Genomic DNA, 21,689 nt, shown 5'->3' with positions numbered 1-21,689 from the left:
GGCTTCCCTTGACAGGACCCTCGGCGACCGCGTTCACTCCGTAGTGAGTGACTAACCACTCATACTTTGGAGGAAGCGATGAGCGAGCAGTCCGCCGAGCAGGTCCTGGAAGTCGTGCTGCCGGGCGCGGTCGAGCCCGACGGCCTGGAGCTGCGCCGCCGCGAACGCCCGGTCCCCGGTCCGGGGCAGGCGTTGGTGCGGGTCGAGGCGTCCGGGGTCTCCTTCGCCGAGAAGCAGATGCGCAAGGGCAAGTACTTCGACCAGCCCCCGTTCCCGTTCGTGCCCGGCTACGACCTGGTCGGCACGGTCGCCGAGGTCGGACCCGGGGTGGACGCGACGCTGGTCGGCGGCCGGTTCGCGGCGCTGACCAAGACCGGCGGCTGGGCCAGCCACGCGCTGGTGGACGCGGCGGACCTGGTGCCGGTGCCGCCGGGCGTCGACGCGGCCGAGGCGGAGGCGCTGGTCGTCAACGGGATCACCGCGTGGCGGATGCTGCACGGCTTCGCCGGGGTCCGCGCCGGTCAGACCGTGCTCGTGCTGGGGGCCGGCGGAGGCGTCGGGTCGCTGCTCGTGCAACTGGCCGTGCTCGCCGGCGCACGGGTGATCGGGACCGCCTCGGCGCGGCACCACGACGCGGTGCGGGCGCTGGGCGCCCTCCCGGTCGACTACCGCGACGCCGACGTGCCGGGCCGGGTCCGGGAGCTGGCGCCGGGCGGCGTGGACGCGGTGTTCGACCACGTCGGCGGCCCCGGCCTGGTCGACTCCTACCGCCTGCTCGCCCGGCGCGGCGCGCTGGTCGCGTACGGCAGCGCGTCCACGAAGGACGAGCCCGGCTCGTCCACGCTGCCGGTGCTGAAGCTGGTCCTGCGACTGCTGTGGTGGAACGCCCTGCCCAACGGGCGCCGCGCCACGTTCTTCAACGTCTGGGCGGGCAGGCGCAACCCGACCGCGTTCCGCGCCCGCCTGGCCCGTGACCTCGGTTCGGTGCTCGCCCTGCTCGCCGACGGCTCCCTGACCCCCACGATCGCGGCCCGCGTGCCACTGGAGCGGGTCACCGACGCCGTGCGCCTGGCCGAGTCCGGCACGGTCACCGGCAAGGTGGTGCTCCTCCCCTGACCTGGACGGAGCAATCGTCCGCCGGGACGCCCACCAGGGGTGTCCATCCCATCACCGGTGCGGGTGAAGATTGCGGCAATGAGTTAGAAACTTTCCCGGGACGAATCTTTTTCCACTCACCCCACGCCACTCAGATGGGTGACTGCGCCGCGCAGAACGTGATGTTAGTTTCGCCGAGGACCAAAACAGGCGCAGGTCCCAGGAAACAGATGCGGGGAGTTAATTCACATGGCGACCTTCCAGGACACCGAGGGCCGGCCGGTGCTGCGCACCGATTACCAGCGCTCCATCGCCACGTACTGGAACAATGAAAAGAATCCGGTCAACCTGCGCCTGGGCGAGGTCGACGGGCTGTACCACCACCACTACGGCATCGGCGACTACGACCCCGCCGTGCTGGAGGTGCCGGCCGAGCGGCGCGACGAGGCCGTGATCGCCGAGATGCACCGGCTCGAGACCGCGCAGGCCGACGTGCTGCTGGACAACCTGGGCGACATCGGGCCCGGCGACCGGCTGCTCGACGCCGGCTGCGGTCGGGGCGGCACCAGCATCATGGCCAACCAGCGCTTCGGCTGCCGGGTCGACGGCATCTCCATCTCGGAGAAGCAGGTCGAGTTCGCCAACGGCCAGGCCCGGAAGCGGGGGGTCGCCGACCAGGTCCAGTACCACCTGCGCAACATGCTCGACACCCGCTTCGAAACGGGTTCGATGAAAGGCATCTGGAACAACGAGAGCACGATGTACGTGGATCTGTTCGAGCTGTTCGCCGAACACGCGCGGCAACTCGCGCCGGGTGGTCGCTACGTCACCATCACCGGGTGCTACAACGACGTCACCGGCGGCCGGTCGCGCGCGGTGAGTCAGATCGACCAGCACTACATCTGCAACATCCACCCGCGCAGCGCGTACTTCAAGGCGCTGGCGGCCAATGATTTCGTGCCGATCAACGTGATCGACCTGACCGCGGCGACGATCCCCTACTGGGAGTTGCGCGAGAAGTCCTCCGTGGCGACCGGGATCGAGGAGGCGTTCCTGACCGCGTACCGCGAAGGCAGCTTCCACTACCTGCTCATCGCGGCCGACCGTGTCTGAGCAGGCGAGCGCGACGCTCGACGGCGCGGTGGCGGCGGCCAGGCTGGCCGGGCCGTCCGGGCTGGGCACCTCCGCGGCCCGCATCGCCTCGCTCTTCGCCGACCACCCCGCGTACGTCGAACGGCCGTGGGGCGACGGAACGGCGTCGCCGCTGTACGTCCCGGTGGTGGAGCGGATCGACGAGCCGCTCGGCGCGGAGGTGGACGACCGGCTCGTCGCCTGGGGCAAGGACTGCGGGTTCGCCGACGACGACCTCGAACCACTGCGCAAGGCGGGCTTCGGGCGGTTGGCGATGCTCACCCACACCGACTCGGACGACCCCGACCAGTTGTTGATCGCGGCCCGGCTCAACGCCGCCTGGTGGGCGGCCGACGACCTCTACGCCGACGACAGCGAGATGGGCGCCGTGCCGGTGGAGCTGCCGCCGCGGCTCGCGCTCGCGATGGCGGCCATGGACCCGGTCGCGCCCGCCGGCGAGTTCACCGCCGAGCTGGACGACGCGCTGCGCGGCGACCCCGTGCTGGTCGCCCTGAACTCGGCGATCGGCCACCTCGCCCGCCGAGGCACGCCGGCGCAGGTGCATCGGGCCTGCTACTCCACGTTCGCGATGTTCGTCGGCTGGAACGCGTACGCGGCGTGGCGGCACACCGGCGACTACCCGCCCGCGTGGAAGTACCTCGCGACCCGGCAGCACGACAGCTTCTCCACGTCGATGACGGTGGTCGACGCCGTCGGCGGCTACGAGCTGCCCGCGAACCTGTACTACGACCCGCGCGTGCGCCGCCTGCTCATGCAGGCCGGGACCGCCTCGGTGATGGTCAACGACCTGTACTCGGTGGCCAAGGACGCGGCCGACGAGGCGCAGGTCTGCAACATGGTGCTGCAGATCGTGGCCGACCGCGGCTGCACGACGCAGGAGGCCACCGAGATCACCGTCGACCTGCACAACAACCTGGTCCGCGACTTCGAGGCGGGCCACCGGGAGCTCGACGTCCTGCCGTCGCCGGAACTGCGGCGGTTCCTGCGCGGCCTCCGGGCGTGGCTGGCGGGCGGGTTCGAGTGGCACAGCACCAACCCCCGTTACCAGACCTGAGGCCCCCACCTCCCGACCGCGTCACCGATGATTGGCGGTTCCGGCAGTGACTGTCACCGAGCCCGTGGGCCTGGGCGTGAACGGCGAACGACCGCGGCAGAGCCTGGACACGGCCGCCGCGCGGAACCTCGCGACGACGACCAAGTCCGAACCCCAGATGCAGGGCATCTCCTCCAGGTGGTTGCAGCGCCTGCTGCCCTGGGTGGAGGCGTCCGGCGGCGCGTACCGGGTCAACCGGCGCCTGAGCTACACCATCGGCGACGGCCGGGTGACGTTCACCCGGGTGGGGACGCGGACCCGGGTCATCCCGCAGGAGCTGCGGGAACTGCCGCTGCTGCGCGACTTCGACGACGACGGGGCGCTGTCCGCGCTGGCCGACGGGTTCGTCCAGCGGGAGTTCGAGCCGGGCGAGGTGATCGTGGAGCGGGGCCGTCCCGCCGAGGACATCTTCCTCATCGCGCACGGCAGGGCGGACAAGATCGGCGTGGGCGAGTACGGCGACCAGGTCGTCCTGGGTGTGCTGGCGGGCGGCGACCACTTCAGCTACCGCGCCGTGGTGGAGTCGGACGACTTCTGGGAGTACACCGTCAAGGCGGTCACGGCGTGCACCGTGCTGGGCATGACGCAGTCCGCGTTCGAGGCGGTGGTCGAGCGGTCCGACGCGCTGCGCGCCCACGTGGAGAGCTTCCGCACCCGCCGCGGTCCCGCCCGGAACGCGGCGGGCGAGGCCGAGATCGAGCTGGCGTCGGGCCACGAGGGCGAGGTGTCGCTGCCGAGCACGTTCGTCGACTACGAGGTGTCGCCCCGGGAGTACGAGCTGAGCGTGGCGCAGACCGTGCTGCGGGTCCACACCCGGGTCGCGGACCTGTACAACGAGCCGATGGACCAGGTCGAGCAGCAGGTGCGGCTGACCATCGAGGCGTTGCGGGAGCGCCAGGAGCACGAGCTGGTCAACAACCGCGAGTTCGGCCTGCTCGCCAACGCCGACCTGTCCCAGCGCATCCACTCCCGCACCGGCCCGCCGACCCCGGACGACATGGACGCCCTGCTCGCGGTGGTGTGGAAGGAGCCGAGCTTCTTCCTGGCCCACCCGCGCGCGATCGCGGCGTTCATGAGGGAGTGCAGCAGCCGCGGGATCTACCCGAGCGGCGTCGACCACGACGGGCACCAGGTCCCCGGTTGGCGCGGTGTGCCCATCTTCCCGTGCGGCAAGATCCCGATCGGCAGGACCAGGACCAGTTCGATCATGCTGATGCGCACCGGCGAGGACGCGCAGGGCGTGATCGGGCTGCGCCGGACCGGGCTGCCCGACGAGCACCAGCCCGGCTTGACCGTGCGGTTCATGGGCACCGACGAGAAGGCGATCACGTCCTACCTGGTCAGCGCCTACTACTCGGCCGCGGTCCTGGTGCCGGACGCGCTCGGCGTGCTGGAGGACGTGGAAGTCTCCCGGGAGTAACCCTTGTGGGCGGCGCGCCCCGGGCGGGCGGCGCGGGTGGGCCTGGGACACTCGCCTCCTACGAAGGAGGCTGTGTCAGGTGAGTGCCCACCACCGGGAGGTGCCGTCGTTGTCGGAACGGATCGCCACGACGATGTCGGAGGCGATCGGCCGGGTCCGCGAGGACCTGGCAGGCGCGGACCCGGTGGTGCGACGATCCGACCGGGCCGACTTCCAGTGCAACGCTCCCCTGGCGTTGGCCAAGCGCGTCGGCGCCAGGCCCGCCGAGCTGGCCGCGCGCGTCGTGGCCGGGCTCGATCTCGACGACGACGCGGTGATCACGTCCGTGGAGCCGTCCGGGCCGGGCTTCCTCAACGTCACCGTGGCCGACGGCGCGATCTGGGACCAGGTCGCCGCCCGCCTGACCGACGCGCGCCTCGGTGTCGGCGCGACCGAGCAGGGCCGTCGGGTGGTGGTCGACTACTCCGCGCCCAACATCGCCAAGGAGATGCACGTCGGGCACCTGCGCACGACGATCATCGGCGACAGCCTCGCGCGGGTGGCGGGGTTCCTCGGCGCGGACGTGCTCCGGCAGAACCACCTCGGCGACTTCGGCACGCAGTTCGGGATGCTGATCCAGTACCTCGACGAGCACCCCGACGCCGCGTGGCACCAGGACGAGCTGGGCGAAGGGGCCTCGGCGGTGTCCGCCCTGGACGGCCTGTACCGCTCGGCGCGGGCGGAGTTCGACGCCGACCCGGACTTCGCCGACCGGTCCCGCTCGCGGGTCGTCGCCCTGCAGGCCGGTGACCCGGCCACGGTCGCGGTCTGGCAGGACATCGTCGCCGAGTCCGAGCGGTCGTTCAGCGCGATCTACGACCGGCTGACCGTGCTGCTCACGCCCGAGGACTCGGTCGGGGAGTCGTTCTACAACCCGATGCTGGGCGACACCGTCGAGGAGCTGGTCGACGCGGGTCTGGCGGTGCAGAGCGAGGGGGCGCTCGTCTTCTACTCGGGGGAGGTCACCGGGCCGGAGGGCAGGCCGGTCACCCTGATGGTCCGCAAGCGCGACGGCGGGTACGGCTACGACGCCACCGACCTGGCCACCATCCGCTACCGCCTGCGCGAGCTCAAGGCCGACCGGTTGGTCTACGTGACCGACTCGCGGCAGGCGCTGCACTTCCAGCTGGTCTTCGATGCGGCCCGACGGGCCGGGTGGCTCACCGACGGCGTCACCGCCGAACACGCCGCCTACGGCACGATCCTCGGTCCGGACGGGACCCCGTTCAAGACCAGGGCGGGCGGCACGGTCCGCCTGATGGACCTGCTCGACGACGCGGTGTCGCGAGCGCGGGCGATCGTCGCGGAGAAGAACCCCGACCTCGACGCGGCCGAACTCGACCGGATCGCGGAGTCGGCGGGCATCGCCGCGGTCAAGTACGCCGACCTGTCGACCTCACGGGTGAAGGACTACTCCTTCGACGTCGACCGCATGGTGTCCTTCACCGGCAACACCGGGGTCTACCTGCAGTACGCCCACGCCCGGATCAGCTCGATCCTGCGCAACGCCGGCGATCCGGGGACGACGGTCGACCGCACCGTCCGGCCGGAACCCGCCGAACGGGAGCTCGGCCTGGCGCTGGACGTCTACGGCGCGGTCGTCGCCGAGGTCGGCGCCACCCTCGAACCGCACCGGCTCTGCGGCTACCTCTACGACCTGGCCCGCGCCTTCACCTCCTTCTACGAGGCCTGCCCCGTCCTGAAGTCCGACGAGCCGGTGCGCGGCAACCGACTGGCGCTGTGCCGGCTGACCGCGCGAACCCTGGGCCACGGACTCGACCTGCTCGGCATCACCGCGCCCGAACGGATGTAGCCCGGTGGTGCCGCGCCGGGCTCGCCCCGCACGCGGCACCACCTCCGCCGGCCCTGACCTCGAACGGCGCGGCGGGCGGAAAACGAGCGGTCAGCGGCGGAGGTCGAGGTGGTGGCGGGTGAGGTCGGACCGCATGTGGTCGAGCCACTCCCGGGCGAGTCGGCGGCCGTCCGGGAACCGGTCGTCCCGGTCCCAGCGCCACGTCGTGACCATCGCGAGCACGAGGAGCCGGCACTCGCGCAGCAGGTCGTGGTCGACACCCGGGTAGTGGTCGCCGACCTCGTCGGGAGCGTGGGCGAGGTCGAACTCGACAGGTCCGCGGCAGCACGTCTCGAGGTCCACGAACAGCGGCCCGTTCCCGGTGGTGATCAGGTTGCCGGGGTGCGGCTCGCCGTGCAGCACCTGCTCGGCGGCGCCGCGCTCGCCGATCGCCCGTCCCAGGCTCCGCAACGCGTCGGCGAGGAGTTCCCGGTCCGCGTCGACGAGTGCCGGGGTCCGGTCACGGCTCGCCACGAGTCGTCGGGCCTGCTCGACCCGGTCGGTGAAGTGGGGCGTGCGGACGTCGAGCTCGCGCATGCCGGCGTGCAGCCGTTCGAGCGCCTCGGCGTAGTCGGCCGGTGCGACCTCGCGCGCCGCGGGTTCGTAGTAGGTCCACAGCGTGATCGCGAAGCCGTCGCGTTCGTGGACGCGCGGTTCCACCCGGGGGTCGAGAGCGGCCACCGGGCTCCCGGAGGCGGCGAGCCCTCGGGCGAGGTCGATCTCGAACTGCGCGACGTGCTCTTCCCCGGGTGCGACCCGGGCCAGCACGTCACACGGCAGCAGGCGCAGGGTGAGCTTGTTCGAGTCGTGGAGCACGACCACGTCGTCGACCGCTAGGCCCAGCGCGGCGGCCGTGGAGGTGCTCGCGGCCACCGCGCGTCGAACGTCGGATGTCTTCATGGTCCTCTTCGCGGGTCAGGTCGTGCGGGACCGGGTGAGGACCAGCGCCTCCCACGGCCGGAGGTCGACCCGGCCGGGCGAGAGCAGCGCCTCTCCGGTGTTGGTCAGGACGACGTCGGCGGCGGACCACTCGCGGTCCAGTTCGGCGGTTTGCCTCGTGCCGCTGAGGTTGGCCACGACGAGCAGCCGGTCGTCGTCCAGGGTGCGTTCGTAGGCGTAGACGTGCGGGTGGTCGGGCAGGAGCATGCGGAAGTCGCCGAGGGCGATGACGGGGAGGTTGTGGCGCAGTTCGATGAGTCGGCGGTAGTGGTTGAAGACGGAGTCCGGGTCGTCGTACTGGGCTTGGGCGTTGAGCCAGGTGTGGTTGGGGTTGGCCGGGAGCCAGGGTTCGCCGGTGGTGAAGCCGGCGTTGGGGGTGGTGTCCCACTGCACGGGGGTGCGGGCGTTGTCGCGGCCCATGGCGCGCAGGCCGCGCAGGACCGACTCGGGGTCGCCGCCGGCGGCGAGGGACTGGCGGTAGTGGTTGAGGGATTCGACGTCGCGCATCTCGTGCACGCCGGCGAACGGCGCGTTGGTCATGCCCAGCTCTTCGCCCTGGTAGATGTACGGCGTGCCGCGGTGCAGGTGCAGCACCGTGGCCAGCGCGGTGGCGGATTCGCGCCAGTACGTGCCGTCGTCGCCGAAGCGGGACACCACGCGGGGTTGGTCGTGGTTGTTCCAGTACAGGCTGTTCCAGCCCACCTCGCCCAGCGCGGTCTGCCACCGGCCCAGCGACGCCTTCAGGTCGCGCAGGTCCAACGGCTTCGGGTCGAACTTGCCACCGGGACCGTGGTCGAGCGAGACGTGCTCGAACTGGAACACCATGTCCAGCTCACCCCGCGCCGGGTCGGTGAACAGCCGCGCCTGCTCCCACGTCACGCCCGGCATCTCCCCCACGGTCAGGAACTCGCCGGCCCGGCCCTCGAACACCTCGCGGTGCATCTCGCGGAGGAAGTCGTGCACGCCGGGGCGGGTCGCGACGTGCGGGAACCCGTCGCCGAGGCCGCCGACGCCGGTGGTCGCGCCGTCGGGCAGGTCCGGGTCCTTGGAGATCAGGTTGATGACGTCCATCCGGAAGCCGTCCACGCCCCGGTCCAGCCACCACCGCATCATCCCGTGCACGGCCCGGCGGACCTCGGGGTTCTCCCAGTTCAGATCCGGCTGCTTGCGGTCGAACAGGTGCAGGTAGTACTCGCCGGTCGTCTCGTCCAGGGTCCAGGTGGGGCCGGAGAAGAACGACTCCCAGTTGGTCGGCTCCGCGCCGGGCTGCCCGGCCTCGAACCCGTCGCGGGGCGGACGCCACCAGTACCAGTCCCGCTTCGGGTTGTCGGTCGACGAGCGCGACTCCACGAACCACGGATGCTCGTCGGAGGTGTGGTTGACCACCAGGTCCATCACCAGCTTCATCCCGCGCGCGTGCACCTGCGCCACCAGCGCGTCGAAGTCCTCCAGCGTGCCGAACACCGGGTCGATCGCCTGGTAGTCGGAGATGTCATAGCCGTTGTCGGCCTGCGGCGAGGCGTAGACCGGCGACAGCCAGAGCACGTCGACGCCGAGTCGTCGCAAGTGGTCCAGCCGGGAGGACAGACCCGCCAGGTCGCCGACACCGTCACCGTCCGAGTCGGCGAAGCTGCGCGGGTACACCTGGTACACCACGGCCGAGGTCCACCACGGGGCCGTGGTCGGGGTTGTCGCCAGGGGCCGGTCCAGAGCCATGTTCCATCCTCACCCGGTCGTCGGAGATCGTCCCAGTCCACCACTACCCGCATCGGGCCGCACCCGACACCTCCGACGACCTTCGGGCGCACGGGCCGACCAGGAAGCCGCCGGTCCTGTGTGGACGGTCTGGGTGCGGCGATCCGCCCCGTGCTGGGCGACAAGTACCCGCGCGCGATCGGCGTGCCCGACGCGGAGTGCTGGGCCGAGGTGTGGGACGAGCTGGAGCCGCCGGCCCGGCAGGTGCCAGCCGAGACGGGCACGTTGCTCGTCGCCCGGTTCGTGGCCGGGCTGCCCGACGCCTGACGCCCGGTCAGGCGGACAAGCCCGCTGCGGTGTGCGCGGGCACGCGGAGCAGCGTGATGACGGTGTGCGTGCGCACCCGGAAGCCCAGCGACTCGTACAGCCGGATCGCGGTGGTGTTGGTGGCGGCGGCGTGCATCAGCACCTGCTCGCCGCGCGCCCGGATCCCCGCCGCGACGGCGAGCACCAGCCGGGTGGCCAGGCCCTGGCCGCGGTGCGCGGGATCGGTGCACACGGCGCTGATCTCCGTCCACCCCGGCGGGCGCAGGCGTTCGCCCGCCATCGCGACCAGCGCGCCGTCCCGCCGGATGCCCAGGTAGGAGCCCAGTTCCACGGTCCTCGGCCGGAACGGTCCCGGCTGGGTGCGCTCCACCAGGTCCAGCATCTCCGGCACGTCCGCCGGGCCGAGCCGGACCGCCTCGGCGTCCTGCGCGACCCGCACGCCGTCCTCGACCAGCTGCGCCACGTCGAACCGCTCGACCTGCTCCCAGCCGGCGGGCGGCGCGAGCGGCGAGATGACCGGCACGACCGCGGCCGGGCCGGCGAGCGCGGCGAGGTCGGACCACGCCCGGTCGTCCGGCCGGTCCGGCAGCCCCACGAACGGCGCCACGTCCGTCGGGTAGCGCAGCACCTGCCCGTGCCGTTCGGCGAAGTGGGCGTGCGGCCCGGTCAACGACGTCCAGGCCGGGTTGTCCAACGGCGAGGTCATGCGCGGTACCCCCAGTAGTTCGCGATCGGTCGGATCATGCGTGCCGCCGGGACCTCCTGTCACCTCCTCATCGCTCTCGGCGGAATCCGTTCTGGGCTGGACGCGCGGAAATCGGCGTGCCCCGGGTGGGTGGGATCGCTAGCGTCCGCCGGCGTGGCGCGTCGACTGGGACCGGACTTCACCAAGCTGTGGTTCGCCTCCGCCGTGTCCAACTTCGGCGACGGCATGACGATGGCCGCCGGTCCCCTGTTGCCGGCCTCGCTCACCGACGACCCGGCCCTGGTGGCGGGCGCGGTGTTCGCCCAGCAGCTGCCGTGGTTGCTGTTCTCGCTGCTCAGCGGCGTGCTCGTGGACCGGTTCGACCGGCGGAGACTGGCCGTGGCGGCGAACCTGGCCCGGGGCGCGGTCGTGGCCGGGCTGGCGGTGGCGATCTGGACCGGGCACGTGTCGCTGCCCGCCGTGTACGCCTGCCTGTTCCTGCTCGGCGTCGGCGGGTCCGCGCTGGGCGCGCTCGTCGGCGGCCTGCCGCCCGCCAGTTCGGCATCACCGCGCCGTTCTGGTTCGCGGGCGTGGTGGTGGCGGGCGTGGCCGTCGTCGCGTAGCGGCCGTTCGCGGCGGCGACCGACCTGCACCGGCCGGCCACCGCCACGCACTGATCCACGTGGCCGTGGTGGCTCTTGGTGACAAGAGCCCGACACTCTAGCCGAACGGTCCGGCACCGCGTCAGTGATCGTCGACACAGTCGTATTCCACTTCGCCGGGCAGTTTGAGTCGTATAGACTCAAACCATGTTCACCAGGGACGAAGCGCTCGAACGAGTCGAACGGGCAGGCTCCCCGGCCGACCTGTTCGGCCCGGCCGACCCCGACCCGGCCCGCCGCAAGGAGGCACAGCGGCTCTACCGCGGCCTCGCCGCCGTGCTGCACCCCGACCGCGTCGGACCGCACGACACCCGCGCGCACGCCGCGTCGGCCGAACTGACCCGGCTGCACCACCAGTGGCTGCACGGCACGTCGGTCGAACTGCGCACCGACCGCGCCGCCTACCGGCTCACCGGACGCCACGCGGTCGGCAGCGTCACCAACCTCTACCGCACCGACGGCCCCCACGTGGTCAAGGTCGTGCGCAACCCCGCGCTCAACCCCCTCCTGCACGCCGAGTGGGACGCCCTGCGCCGCCTCGCCCGCTTCACCGACGAGCACCGCTGGCTGCGCCCCTACTACCCGCACCTCGCCGACACCTCCGGCGACGTCGCCCGCGGATCCCGCGCGTTCACCGTGCTCGCACCGCTCGTGGACGGGTTCGTGACGCTCGTCGACGTGCGCCGCGCGTTCCCCCACGGCCTGGACGGCCGCGACTACGCCTGGATGCACCGCAGGCTGCTGCGAGCCATCGCCGGCGCCCACCGGACCGGCCTCGTGCACGGCGCGATCGTCGCCGAGAACGTGCTCGTCCACCCCGAGCAGCACGGCGTAGTGCTGGCCGGCTGGACCTTCGCGGTCAGCGCAGGCGAACGCCCCCTGGCCACCGACAAGACCATCCCCTACCCGCCGGAAGTCCACGACGGACGACCCGTCACCCCCGCCACCGACGTCCACCAGGCGCACGCGCTGATGCTGGACCTCCTGGCAGAGGACGAAACCGCGCAACGCGGGTTCGCCCGCGGCTGCACCCAGGACGAGCCGAACCGACGACCGGACGCCGTCGACCTGCTCACCGAGTACGACGACCTCCTCCAAGACCTCTACGGCGAACGGACCTTCCGCCCGTTCGCACTACCCGCGACAGGAGCATGACATGGGACACGGCAAGTGGGACGACAACGCCTACGCGGCGGCCAGGACCTTCCGCGCCGCCAAGGGCATCGACGACTTCGGCTACACCGCCACGATGCGGTCGCGCCCCTCGAAGGAGTGGCGGGCCGACCCGTCGCTCGACCCGAAGGACGTCGCCGCGCGCGAGTGCCGCGACTCACCCGACCACGCCGACTCGACGCCGATCGCGGTGCTGTTCGACGTCACCGGCTCGATGGGCCGAGTGCCCCAGATCATGCAGCGCAAGCTCGGCAAGCTGCACGGCCTGCTGCAGCGCAAGGGCTACCTCACCGACCCGCAGCTGATGTTCGGCGGCATCGGTGACGCCGACAGCGACCGCGTGCCGCTTCAGGTCGGCCAGTTCGAGTCCGACAACCGGATGGACGAGCAACTGCGCACCATCTTCCTCGAAGGCAACGGCGGCGGCCAGAAGAGCGAGTCCTACGAACTCGCCGCCTACTTCGTCGCCCGGCACGTGGTCACCGACGCGTGGCGCAAGCGCGGCCGCAAGGGCTACCTGTTCCTCATCGGCGACGAGCTCAACAAGCCCCGCCTGGAGGCGCGCCACATCCGCCGCATCATCGGCGACGACATCAAGGAGGACATCGACCCCGCCTCGGTCTACCGGGAGCTGAGCCGCAAGTGGCACGTCTACTTCGTGCTGCCCAACCAGTCGTCGTACTACAACGACCCCCAGATCGCCGACCACTGGCGCGACCTCCTCGGCCAGCACTTCCTCAAGCTCGACGACCCCGGCGCGGTGTGCGAGCTCATCGCCGCCACCATCGGCATGGAGGAACGCGTCGTCGACCTCGACCAGGCGATGGTCGACCTGGCCGAGATCGGCTCGGTCGCCGAGAGCCGGGCCGTCGGCAAGGCCCTCGTCCACGTCGGAGGCAAGGCGGTCGCCACCACCGCCGCTCCCCCGCTGCTGGACGGCCCCGACGACGTCACCCTCACGTGATGGACGGGCACGTCGTCGTCGTGGGACTCGGGTTCGGCGACGAGGGCAAGGGCGCCGTGGTCGACGCCCTGTGCCACCACACCCCGGTGACCGCGGTCGTCCGGTTCAACGGCGGCGCGCAGGCCGCGCACAACGTCGTCGTCGGGAACCGGCACCACACCTTCAGCCAGTTCGGGTCCGGCACGCTCGCGGGCGTGCCGACCCACCTCTCCCGACACGTCCTCGTCGAACCCATCGCCCTCGCCGGCGAAGCACGCGAACTGGCCCGACTCGGTGTCACCGACCCGCTGCGGCTGCTGTCGATCGACGCCGACGCCCTGCTCACCACCCCCATCCACGTCGCCGCCAACCGTGCCCGCGAGGACGCTCGCGGGCACGCCCGGCACGGCTCCTGCGGCAAGGGGATCGGCGAGACCGCCTGGTACGGGCTGCTCGGCGGCGCGGCGCCGGGCGACGTGGTCGAGGACCAGGAGGTCATCGGCGACCCCGGACCGCCGCCCACGGTCGGCGACTGCGCCCGCCCCGCCGTGCTGCGGGCCAAGCTCGACGCCCTGGCCAGGTTCTACGAGCCGCTGATCGGCGCCGGGCCACCGGTGGACGACCTCGTCTCGCTGTACCGGGACTTCGCGGGCGCGGTCCGCGTCACGACCGGCGACGAAGTGGGCCGCCTGGCCGATCGCGGACGCCTGGTGTTCGAAGGCGCCCAAGGCGTGCTGCTCGACCAGTGGCGCGGCTTCCACCCCCACACCACGTGGTCCACCGTCACCCCGGACAACGCGCGGAGCCTGCTGGGACACCGCCGCGCCACCGTCCTCGGCGTGACCCGCACCTACCAGACCCGGCACGGCGCCGGACCGCTGCCCACCGAGGACGACCACGTGCTCGCCCGGTTCCCGGAACGCCACAACGACACCGGCCACTACCAGGGGTCGTGGCGCGCTGGGCACCTCGACGCCGTGCTGCTGCGCTACGCGGTGGACGCCTGCCGCGGCGTGGACGCGTTGGCCGTCACGCACCTCGACGCGCGTGACCTCCACGTCGCCACCGCGTACGACGCTCCCCTGCCGGCCACGGACCTGACCACGTTCCTGAACCACCGCACACCCGCGCTGACCGCCATGCCGGACCCCGTGACGTGGCTCGCCGAGCACCTCGACGTGCCGGTGCTCGTCACCGGCGCCGGACCCGACCGGAGCGACTACACCGTGCGGGCGGCGGCACTTCGCTGATGCGGGAGAATCAGGCCATGATCGAGTCGACCCCGGTGTCGGTGGACGTGCTGGCGCTGCGCTTCGACCCCACCGCGCGCACCGTGCTCCTCGGCATCGCGCCCCGCGCGCTCGAACCGTTCGCCGGCGTCCTCGCCCTGCCCGGTGTGCTGCTGGGCAAGGGCGAACGGCTGCGTGACGCGGCACGGCGCGCGGTCACCGGCAAGCTCGGCGTGCCGGGGGCCGCGATCTCCGCCTCCGGCCAGCTCACCACGTTCGACGAACCGTCCCGCGACCCGCGCGGCCCGACGTTGTCGATCGCCCTGTGGGCCACCGTCGACCCCGCCGAGCTCACCGGCGACGGTCCGACGTGGACACCGCTGGCCGACGTGCCGCCGCTGGCGTTCGACCACGACCGCATCGTCCACGACTGCCGCCCGATCCTCGCCGACCGCCTCTGGCGGGATCCCGCCTTCACCGCCGGGCTCCTGGGCCGAGAGTTCACCACGGCCCAGGCGCTCGACGTCACCGAGTCCTTGACCGGCGACCGGCCCTACCCCGCCAACCTCGGCCGCACCATGGAACGGGTGCCCGGTCTGGAACGCACCACCCAGCACGCCGCCGCCCTGCCCAAGGGCGGCCGACCACCTTCCGTCTGGCGCTGGGTTTCGTAGTCGCAAGGTCCACCTGATGGTGTGTTTTGGTCAGCACTGAAGTAACTGTGAGAGCAGAAGAGGTCTTGGCGGTCACCCGAACGGGTACTCACCGGCTGTCCATCCGATCAAGGAGGCCGAGATGCACCCGCTCCCCATCCCCTTCCTGCCGTGGGCCTGGCGCAACGTCGGCGACCTGCTCGACGGGCGCGACACCTACTCCCCCGAGGCCGACGAGGCGACCCGGTCCGCCGACCGCCACCACCGCCCGGACATCGGCCTGCTCGGGTACGAGGTGGAGGCACTCGACGGCGGGATCGGCGAGGTCGACCAGTCCAACGCCCGCGTGCCCGCCGACTGCCTGCTGGTCGACGCGGGCACGTGGTCGTCGCACCTGAAGGTGGTGCTACCGGTGGGCGCGGTGGCGAAGGTCGACCACGACGCGAAGAAGGTCTTCGTGGACCGCACCAAGGACCAGGTGCGGCAGGCGCCGGAGTACGACGCGGACACGTTCGACGCCGACGACTACCGACAACGCCTCGGCGACTACTACACCGAGAGCTACCGGACCACGCCCGCCTAGCGGGCTCACCCACCCGATGACGTCGTGCCCGGCGGATCACCGCCGGGCACGACGCGTTCTACCCCTCCGCGGATGGGGCCACATCGGACCGCAGGTGCCGCTCCCGCGTGGCCTCCCGCGAGCGCCGGACCCGTTCGCGCTGCCGTTGGCCCAACGGGATGACCACGAACACCAACAGCAGCGAGATGATCACCAGCGGCAACCCGCCGAGCAGTCCCGCCGCGCCCTCGTCGGCGAAGCCGAGCACCATGACCACCGCCCCGAGCAGGGCGAGCAGTGCGAACACCACCCGCATCGTCTTCACCGGGAAGGGCATGGCCAGCACCGCGTCGGCCTGGTCCACCAGCGGTCGGGCGAGCCGCGGGTCCTCGACCGGCTCGCCCCGGCGCATCGCGCGGGACAGGGTGCGCCGTTGGCCGCGGTCCAGGCCGCGCAACGCCGTGGAACCCAAGGCCCGCCGGAACACCAACACCATGACGGCGCCGAACAGCACGCCCATGACCAGACCGACCCACGCGTTGTCGCGCACCAACCCCTGCGAGACGCCGAACACCGCGCCGGCGAGCAGACCCACCAGGATCACCTTGCCGTACGAAATCCGCTGCGCCACCGAATCCTCCCCCGAGATCGCCTGCCGTCCACGTACCCGTTCGGGTCGCCCGCCGAACGTCTCGGAGAGGGTCGCCGTGAGGCGTCAGACGCCCAGCTCCATGATCCGGGCCGCCACCTCGGCTGGTGCTTCCAGCGGCAGCATGTGGCCCGCGTCCTCGACCACCACCGACTCGCCGCCGACCGCCGCTGCCAGCGCCTTGGCGTTCGACTCTGGCACCAGTCGGTCCTCGTCGCCGACGACGGCGATCACCGGGCGCTCCCCCGCGACGGACAACGCGGCCTCGCGGTCGTAGCGGTCGACGGCCGGCCGGAACAGCGCGATGGTCTCCGGCCAGTGCGCCCACACCATGTCCGCGGTGAGGGAGACGTCCTCCTCGCGCGGCTCGTCGCCGAACAGCCACCAGCGCAAGCCGGCCGTCTTCGCGGGCTCGATCTTCTCCCGCACCGCCCGCACCAGCGGCCCGAACGCGCGTTCCAGCTCGCGGACCAGCTTGCCCAACGCCTTGGGCCAGGCCAGCGACGTCTCCGCCAAGCCGGTGGCGGCGGTCGAGACGAACACCACGCCCGACACCCGCTGCCGGTAGAGGCGGGGACGGCGTTCGGCCATCGCCATCGCGGCCATGCCGCCCATCGAGTGCCCCGCGACGACGACCCGCCCCTCGGGGACCAGCCGTTCGATCAACTCGCCCAGGTCGTCGCCGAGCTGCTCGATCGTCGCGGTCTCCTTGTCCGCGGGCGAGGACGCGCCGTGGCCGCGGTGGTCGTAGGCGATCACCCCCGCGGACTCCGGCAGCGCCGCCACCACCCGGTGCCAGCTGCGGTGGTCCAGCGCGTAGCCGTGGGCGAGCACCACGGTCAACTCGGCGTCGGGCGGGCCGCTGCGTGCCACGTTCAGCTCCGTGCCGTCCTCCAGCCGCAACCGTTCGGTCGCCATGGCCGCTGCCCCTTCCGTCGTCGGACGTCTGCTTGACCAACGAGTAACAAGGGCGGACGTCACGCGCGCCGGCCGTCACGACCAGTCGGGCTGCCGCAGCAGCGCCAACCGCCGGTCGAGGAGGGCGGCGAAGTCGTGCGGGCGCCCGACGACCAGTTCGGCGGCGTGCTCGGCCGAGGTGCGGACCACGACCACCTCGCCGCCCGGCACGTCCCGCGTGTCGGCCACCCGGACGTCGGTGATCTCGCGCAGCGGCAGCTCGCCGCCGGAGACGTCCGGGGTGGACGGTCCGGTGCCCACGTGCCAGCGCAGCGACTCGCCGTCGAAGGTGGCGTGGGCGAGCACGAGGTGCCCGGTGGGGTTGCGCACCTGCCGGGACGCGCTGCGCACGCCGAGGGTGGTGCCGGCGATCGCGCCACCCGCCGCGTCCAGCAGCACCGCCTTCGCCTTGGTCAGCAGCACACCCGCGACCGCCGTGGCCGCGACGGCGGGCAGGGCGAGCAGCACGTTCCCGGTGAGCGCGCCGATCCCGAGCACCTGCGCCGCGCCCGCGTACAGGACCAGCCCGACCCACCACCCCGGCCGGTGCACGTAGACCCGGCGCGCCAGGAACAGCACCGGCGTCACGACACCGACCACCAGCAGGACCCAGCCCGGCCCGGCCAGTCCCGACCAGCGGGACACCAGCGCGACGACCAGGCTCACCGCCGGCGGCGCGAGGAAGCCGAGCCGCACCGACGGCCGCGCGCGCGACCACCGCCGCTCGAACTCCGGCCGCACCGACTCGTGCACGCCGAACGGCAACCGCACCCCGCACCACCTCCCGACATCAGCGTAACGTCACCGTTTCGAGGTCATCGGGTACGCACGGTGATCGTCAGGGCTTCCTCCAGCAGCGCCACGGCCGCCGGGATCTCGGTGTCGCCGATGTTGCCGTAGCCGAGCACCAGGGCACGGTCGGGCGCGTGCTTCGCGCGGTAGTCGTCGAGGTCCGCCAAGCGCAGGCCGGCGGAGGCGGCGGCCCGGACCGCGCCGCGGGTATCGGTGTCGTCCGGCAGGTGCAGCAGGACGTGCAGGCCGGCGGCGGTGCCGGACGCCCTGGCCTGCGGCAGGCGGGTGGCCAGGGTGGCGAGCAGCAGGTCCCGGCGGGTGCGGAAGCGACGGCGGGACGCCCGCAGGTGGGCGTCGTACCAGCCGCGGTCGATGAACGTCGCCAGTGCCAGTTGGTCCAGGACCGGCGGTGCGGCGGCCACGGGGTTGGCGGTGCGCAGCGCCGGGACGAGCGCGGTCGGCGCGACCAGCCAGCCCAGGCCCAGCGCCGGCGACAAGGTCTTGCTGACCGAGCCGAGCAGGACGACCCGGCCGGAGTCCATGCCCTGCATGACGGCGACCGGGTGGTGGTCGTAGCGGAACTCGGCGTCGTAGTCGTCCTCGATGACGAAGCCGTCGACCTCGCGGGCCCAGCGCACCAGGCGTGCCCGGCGGGCCGGGGACAGCACCGTGCCGGTCGGGAACTGGTGCGCCGCGCCGACCACGACCGCCCGTGCCGGTGTGCGGGTCAGGTCGTCCACGCGCAGGCCGTCGTCGTCCACCGGCACGTGGTGCACGCGCAGGCCGGCGCCGGTCGCGGCGTCACGCAGGCGCGGCCACCCCGGGTGTTCGACGGCCAGGTCCGTGATCCCTTCGGCGCGCAGCGCGCGGCACGTGCGGGCCAGGCCGTCGGTGACGCCGGCGCACACGAACACCGACGTGGTGCCGGCGTCCGCACCGCGTGACCGGCGCAGGTACCGCGCGAGGGTGGACCGCAGCACGGCGTGCCCGGCCGGGTCGGGGACGTCGAGGTCGTAGTGCACGGCCGAGCCGATGACCGTGCGCACCGCGTCGGCCCAGCGCCGGCGCGGGAACGCGCGCAGGTCGGGCAGACCGGGCGCGAGGTCGTACCGGATCGAGGGCCGGGCCGGGGCGCGCTCGGCGTGTGGCTGCCTCGGCGTCACCTCGGGCGACCACGACACCCGCGTGGCCGAACCGACCCGAGCGGACAGGTAGCCCTCGGCGACGAGTTGCCCGTAGGCCTCCGTCACGACCCAGCGCGAGCAGCCCAGTTCCTCCGCCAGCGCCCGGCTCGGCGGCACGGCCGCGCCCTCATCGAGCCGGCCCTCCCGGATCGCGGTGCGCAGCGCGCGGGCCAGGCGGTCGTGCAGGCGGCCACGCCCACCGACCTCCACCAGCGTCGCCCACGCGAAATTGGTCTGGGAAACCGGCACGGGATTGGAGAGTACTGCCGGGCCGACCCGACCTACCGTGAAGGGCATGATGGACAAGTTGGCCCTGGGTGCCATGCTGTTCGGCACGATCACCGACGAACGCCGGTCGTTCGAGCTGCTGGACCGGTTCGTGGACGCGGGCGGCGTCTGGATCGACACCGCGAACTGCTACGCGTTCTGGGAGTCCCCGAGCGGGTTCGGCGGGCAGAGCGAGGAGTTGCTGGGCCGCTGGCTCGCCGCCCGGCCGGGGATGCGTGACCGGGTGCGGATCAGCACCAAGGTGGGGTGCGAGCCGACCGAGGCCGGCAAGTTCCCCGAGACGGCCGAGGGCCTCTCGGCCGGGGTGATCAAGAACGGGATCGAGGGCAGCCTGCGGCGGCTCGGCACGGACCACGTCGAGCTGTACTGGGCGCACAAGCCGGACCCGGTGACACCGCTGGAGGAGACGGTCGCCGCGTTCGACGAGTTGGTGTCCGCCGGCGTCGTCGGCCGGCTCGGCGGCTCGAACTACCCGGTGTGGCAGGTCGACCGAGCCCGGTGGATCGCCCGCGAGAACGGTCGCGTCGGCTTCACCGCCGTCCAGCAGCACCACACCTACCTGCAACCGCGTCCGGGCACGCGGCCGACCGTCGTGCACCGGTTCGGCGCCGTCGGCGACGAGGTGGTCCACTACCTGGAGCACCACCCCGACATGGCGCTGTGGGCCTACACGCCACTGCTCAGCGGCCGATACACCCGCGCGGACAAGCCGTTGCCCGCCGAGTACGACCACCCCGGCACGATGCGCCGCCTGGCCGTGCTCGACGAGGTCGCCGCCGAGACCGGCACGAACCGCAACCAGGTCGTGCTGGCGTGGCTGACCGGCGGCGACCTGGACATCACGCCGATCGTCGGCGTCAGCACGGTCGAGCAACTGGACGAGGCGGTCGCCGGGGTGTCGCTGGAGCTGACCGCCGAGCAGCGCCGGCGGCTGGACACCGCGCGGTGACCAGGCCGGGTCCGTCGCAGCGGCGCCGACGGACCCGGCCTGGTCACGGCTGCACGGCGTCGTGGATCCGCTTCGCGAAGTCGCGAGCACCTCGGCGGCACTCCTCGCTCCGGGGGTCGAGCGCTGTCGCACCGGAGTGGTAGGACGTGATCATCACCGCGTTCTCGTCCAGGAATTCCAGCCGACAGCTGGCGCCGGTGCTCCGATCCGCCCAGCGGGCGGCGGAGCCCAGGTCCACGTCGGTGGCCTCCGCGCCCGCCGGACCGAGGGAGAAGCCGGACGCCGCACGGTCGGCCCCGGGCACTCCCTCGTGGTCCCCGTACAGCTCGACCTGGAAGGTGATCAAGGGCTGGTTGTTCTTCGACGTGGTGAACGTGCAGGTCAACGAGTACCGGTCGGCGGCCTCCAGCGGCTCGGCCGGCAGGGGTGGCGGCAGGTCCCCCACCTCCTGGCGTATCTCCGGACAGCTCTTGAAGGCGTCGAAGGCGTACTTCACCGGCTCTGAGGCCGGACTGCTGTTCGTCGTCGTGCCCGAGCCCGACGTGGTCGGCGGTCCCGGTTCGGCACCGCAGCCGGCGGCGACCACCCCCGTCAGCACCAGGGCGATCAGCAGGCGTCGACTCACCCCGTCACCGCCTGGGGCCACTTGCCGCCGGGCAGCAGCTTGGGATCGCTCATCAGGCTGAGGAGGTCCCGCACCTTGCCGAGCGCCTCCACGAACCTCTTCGCGATCCCGGTCAGGTTGTCCAGCGACTGGGTGACCAGCGTCCCGATGGCAGTGGCGAGCTTGTCGACGGCGAACGGGATCTCGACCACCGTCACCGCCTCGAGCGCGACGGTGACGAGCGCCCCCAGGAAGCTGGTCGCCATCTTGGACAGCTCGACCATGTACTCGACGTTGTACTTGGCGATGTCCATGAGCCACTTGCTGACCTGGTCCGCCTTGACGGCGGTGGCGGCGATCGCTTCGTTCTGCACCGTGACCTTGTCCTGGTACGCCGTGCTGGCCGGACCTTGCCAGTGGTAGGTCAGGTGGGTCTTCGGCAGGACGAGCCCGTTCGCGGGGGCCTGCACCCGGTTGAGCCAGTCGAACGACTTGACGATCAGCGACACCACGGGCATGTGGTGCTCCACCGCGGTCCTGATCAGCTTGAACACCGTCTCGAGGTGTTTTCGGATGTCGTCGAGAGCGGGGCGGACGGCCAGCAGCACCGGACCGAGCACGAACCGCCAGTCGTTGATGTGGTCGACCGCGGCGTTGTACTTGCCGCCGCACTCACGAGCCTTGTCCTCCAATCCCTCGAAGCACCGGTTGAACTCCCCTGTCAGCTGACCGGCGTCGGCCATGAGG

General features: G+C 72.1%; 22 protein-coding genes. 13 read left to right on the top strand and 9 right to left on the bottom strand.

Annotated elements, in window-relative coordinates; translation table 11 throughout:
- The first annotated feature begins 78 nt into the window (after positions 1 to 78).
- From ACQPYE_RS18685 to argS, 5 genes are all read left to right on the top strand, one after another.
- Positions 79 to 1,116, top strand: a complete 1,038-nt coding sequence (locus tag ACQPYE_RS18685) for a medium chain dehydrogenase/reductase family protein (protein ID WP_498722682.1) — start codon at positions 79 to 81, stop codon at positions 1,114 to 1,116.
- A 228-nt stretch (positions 1,117 to 1,344) separates the two neighbouring features.
- On the top strand, positions 1,345 to 2,208 hold the full coding sequence (locus ACQPYE_RS18680; protein ID WP_498722681.1) for a geranyl diphosphate 2-C-methyltransferase: 864 nt from the start codon (positions 1,345 to 1,347) through the stop codon (positions 2,206 to 2,208).
- A complete protein-coding gene (locus ACQPYE_RS18675) occupies positions 2,201 to 3,301 on the top strand; it encodes a family 2 encapsulin nanocompartment cargo protein terpene cyclase (protein ID WP_498722680.1) in 1,101 nt (366 codons plus the stop codon). Before ACQPYE_RS18680 ends, ACQPYE_RS18675 begins: the two co-directional genes overlap by 8 nt.
- A 46-nt stretch (positions 3,302 to 3,347) precedes the next feature.
- Positions 3,348 to 4,760: a family 2B encapsulin nanocompartment shell protein gene (locus tag ACQPYE_RS18670; protein WP_498722678.1), complete on the top strand. Its 1,413-nt coding sequence runs from the start codon at positions 3,348 to 3,350 to the stop codon at positions 4,758 to 4,760.
- Between the two features lie 79 nt (positions 4,761 to 4,839).
- Positions 4,840 to 6,612, top strand: a complete 1,773-nt coding sequence (gene argS, locus ACQPYE_RS18665) for an arginine--tRNA ligase (protein ID WP_498722677.1) — start codon at positions 4,840 to 4,842, stop codon at positions 6,610 to 6,612.
- A gap of 90 nt (positions 6,613 to 6,702) precedes the next feature.
- Here argS and ACQPYE_RS18660 read toward each other — a convergent pair whose 3' ends face one another.
- Positions 6,703 to 7,551, bottom strand: coding sequence for a phosphotransferase (locus ACQPYE_RS18660; RefSeq protein WP_498722675.1), 849 nt, complete (start codon positions 7,549 to 7,551; stop codon positions 6,703 to 6,705).
- Positions 7,552 to 7,566: 15 nt separating this feature from the next.
- Entirely contained in the window at positions 7,567 to 9,306 is a 1,740-nt protein-coding gene (locus tag ACQPYE_RS18655) for a glycoside hydrolase family 13 protein (protein ID WP_498722674.1), read from the bottom strand.
- Positions 9,307 to 9,426: 120 nt separating this feature from the next.
- Between ACQPYE_RS18655 and ACQPYE_RS18650 the strand changes: the two genes are divergently transcribed.
- Entirely contained in the window at positions 9,427 to 9,612 is a 186-nt protein-coding gene (locus tag ACQPYE_RS18650; protein ID WP_498722673.1) for a hypothetical protein, read from the top strand.
- A gap of 7 nt (positions 9,613 to 9,619) precedes the next feature.
- Here the strand turns inward: ACQPYE_RS18650 and ACQPYE_RS18645 are convergent, their stop codons facing one another.
- Entirely contained in the window at positions 9,620 to 10,318 is a 699-nt protein-coding gene (locus tag ACQPYE_RS18645; protein WP_498722672.1) for a GNAT family N-acetyltransferase, read from the bottom strand.
- A 153-nt stretch (positions 10,319 to 10,471) separates the two neighbouring features.
- On the opposite strand from ACQPYE_RS18645, the gene ACQPYE_RS18640 reads away from it, so the two are divergent.
- The 6 genes from ACQPYE_RS18640 to ACQPYE_RS18615 all read left to right on the top strand — a co-directional run bounded on the left by ACQPYE_RS18640 (position 10,472) and on the right by ACQPYE_RS18615 (position 15,540).
- A complete protein-coding gene (locus ACQPYE_RS18640; RefSeq protein WP_498722671.1) occupies positions 10,472 to 11,002 on the top strand; it encodes an MFS transporter in 531 nt (176 codons plus the stop codon).
- 104 nt (positions 11,003 to 11,106) lie between these two features.
- A complete protein-coding gene (locus tag ACQPYE_RS18635; protein ID WP_498722669.1) occupies positions 11,107 to 12,114 on the top strand; it encodes a protein kinase family protein in 1,008 nt (335 codons plus the stop codon).
- A 1-nt stretch (position 12,115) separates the two neighbouring features.
- Positions 12,116 to 13,096 carry a hypothetical protein gene (locus tag ACQPYE_RS18630; protein WP_498722668.1) on the top strand — a complete coding sequence of 327 codons (981 nt, stop codon included), beginning with the start codon at positions 12,116 to 12,118 and terminating at the stop codon, positions 13,094 to 13,096.
- Entirely contained in the window at positions 13,096 to 14,325 is a 1,230-nt protein-coding gene (locus ACQPYE_RS18625) for an adenylosuccinate synthetase (RefSeq protein WP_498722667.1), read from the top strand. Before ACQPYE_RS18630 ends, ACQPYE_RS18625 begins: the two co-directional genes overlap by 1 nt.
- Positions 14,326 to 14,342: 17 nt before the next feature.
- On the top strand, positions 14,343 to 14,978 hold the full coding sequence (locus ACQPYE_RS18620) for an NUDIX hydrolase (RefSeq protein ID WP_498722665.1): 636 nt from the start codon (positions 14,343 to 14,345) through the stop codon (positions 14,976 to 14,978).
- Between the two features lie 121 nt (positions 14,979 to 15,099).
- Complete coding sequence (locus ACQPYE_RS18615) at positions 15,100 to 15,540, top strand: PRC-barrel domain containing protein (protein ID WP_498722664.1); 441 nt, start codon at positions 15,100 to 15,102, stop codon at positions 15,538 to 15,540.
- 58 nt (positions 15,541 to 15,598) lie between these two features.
- Here the strand turns inward: ACQPYE_RS18615 and ACQPYE_RS18610 are convergent, their stop codons facing one another.
- The 4 genes from ACQPYE_RS18610 to pdxR form a co-directional block, all read right to left on the bottom strand.
- The gene (locus tag ACQPYE_RS18610) at positions 15,599 to 16,150 is read right to left on the bottom strand and encodes a hypothetical protein (RefSeq protein ID WP_498722662.1); all 552 of its coding nucleotides are present in this window, start codon (positions 16,148 to 16,150) and stop codon (positions 15,599 to 15,601) included.
- A gap of 84 nt (positions 16,151 to 16,234) precedes the next feature.
- The gene (locus ACQPYE_RS18605) at positions 16,235 to 17,086 is read right to left on the bottom strand and encodes an alpha/beta fold hydrolase (RefSeq protein WP_498722661.1); all 852 of its coding nucleotides are present in this window, start codon (positions 17,084 to 17,086) and stop codon (positions 16,235 to 16,237) included.
- Between the two features lie 75 nt (positions 17,087 to 17,161).
- Positions 17,162 to 17,896: a hypothetical protein gene (locus ACQPYE_RS18600; RefSeq protein ID WP_498722659.1), complete on the bottom strand. Its 735-nt coding sequence runs from the start codon at positions 17,894 to 17,896 to the stop codon at positions 17,162 to 17,164.
- Between the two features lie 44 nt (positions 17,897 to 17,940).
- On the bottom strand, positions 17,941 to 19,350 hold the full coding sequence (gene pdxR / locus ACQPYE_RS18595) for a MocR-like pyridoxine biosynthesis transcription factor PdxR (protein WP_498722658.1): 1,410 nt from the start codon (positions 19,348 to 19,350) through the stop codon (positions 17,941 to 17,943).
- Positions 19,351 to 19,396: 46 nt separating this feature from the next.
- On the opposite strand from pdxR, the gene ACQPYE_RS18590 reads away from it, so the two are divergent.
- The gene (locus ACQPYE_RS18590; protein ID WP_498722656.1) at positions 19,397 to 20,338 is read left to right on the top strand and encodes an aldo/keto reductase; all 942 of its coding nucleotides are present in this window, start codon (positions 19,397 to 19,399) and stop codon (positions 20,336 to 20,338) included.
- Positions 20,339 to 20,381: 43 nt separating this feature from the next.
- Here the strand turns inward: ACQPYE_RS18590 and ACQPYE_RS18585 are convergent, their stop codons facing one another.
- Both ACQPYE_RS18585 and ACQPYE_RS18580 read right to left on the bottom strand, forming a co-directional pair.
- Positions 20,382 to 20,963, bottom strand: a complete 582-nt coding sequence (locus tag ACQPYE_RS18585; RefSeq protein WP_498722654.1) for a hypothetical protein — start codon at positions 20,961 to 20,963, stop codon at positions 20,382 to 20,384.
- Positions 20,960 to 21,685: a hypothetical protein gene (locus ACQPYE_RS18580; RefSeq protein WP_498722653.1), complete on the bottom strand. Its 726-nt coding sequence runs from the start codon at positions 21,683 to 21,685 to the stop codon at positions 20,960 to 20,962. The genes ACQPYE_RS18585 and ACQPYE_RS18580 overlap by 4 nt, the downstream gene beginning before the upstream one ends.
- Between the last annotated feature and the right edge of the window lie 4 nt (positions 21,686 to 21,689).

Origin of the sequence: Actinosynnema sp. CA-299493 (assembly GCF_050946825.1) — a bacterium.
Taxonomy (GTDB): domain Bacteria; phylum Actinomycetota; class Actinomycetes; order Mycobacteriales; family Pseudonocardiaceae; genus Actinosynnema.
This window is presented reverse-complemented; position numbering and strand designations above follow the sequence as displayed.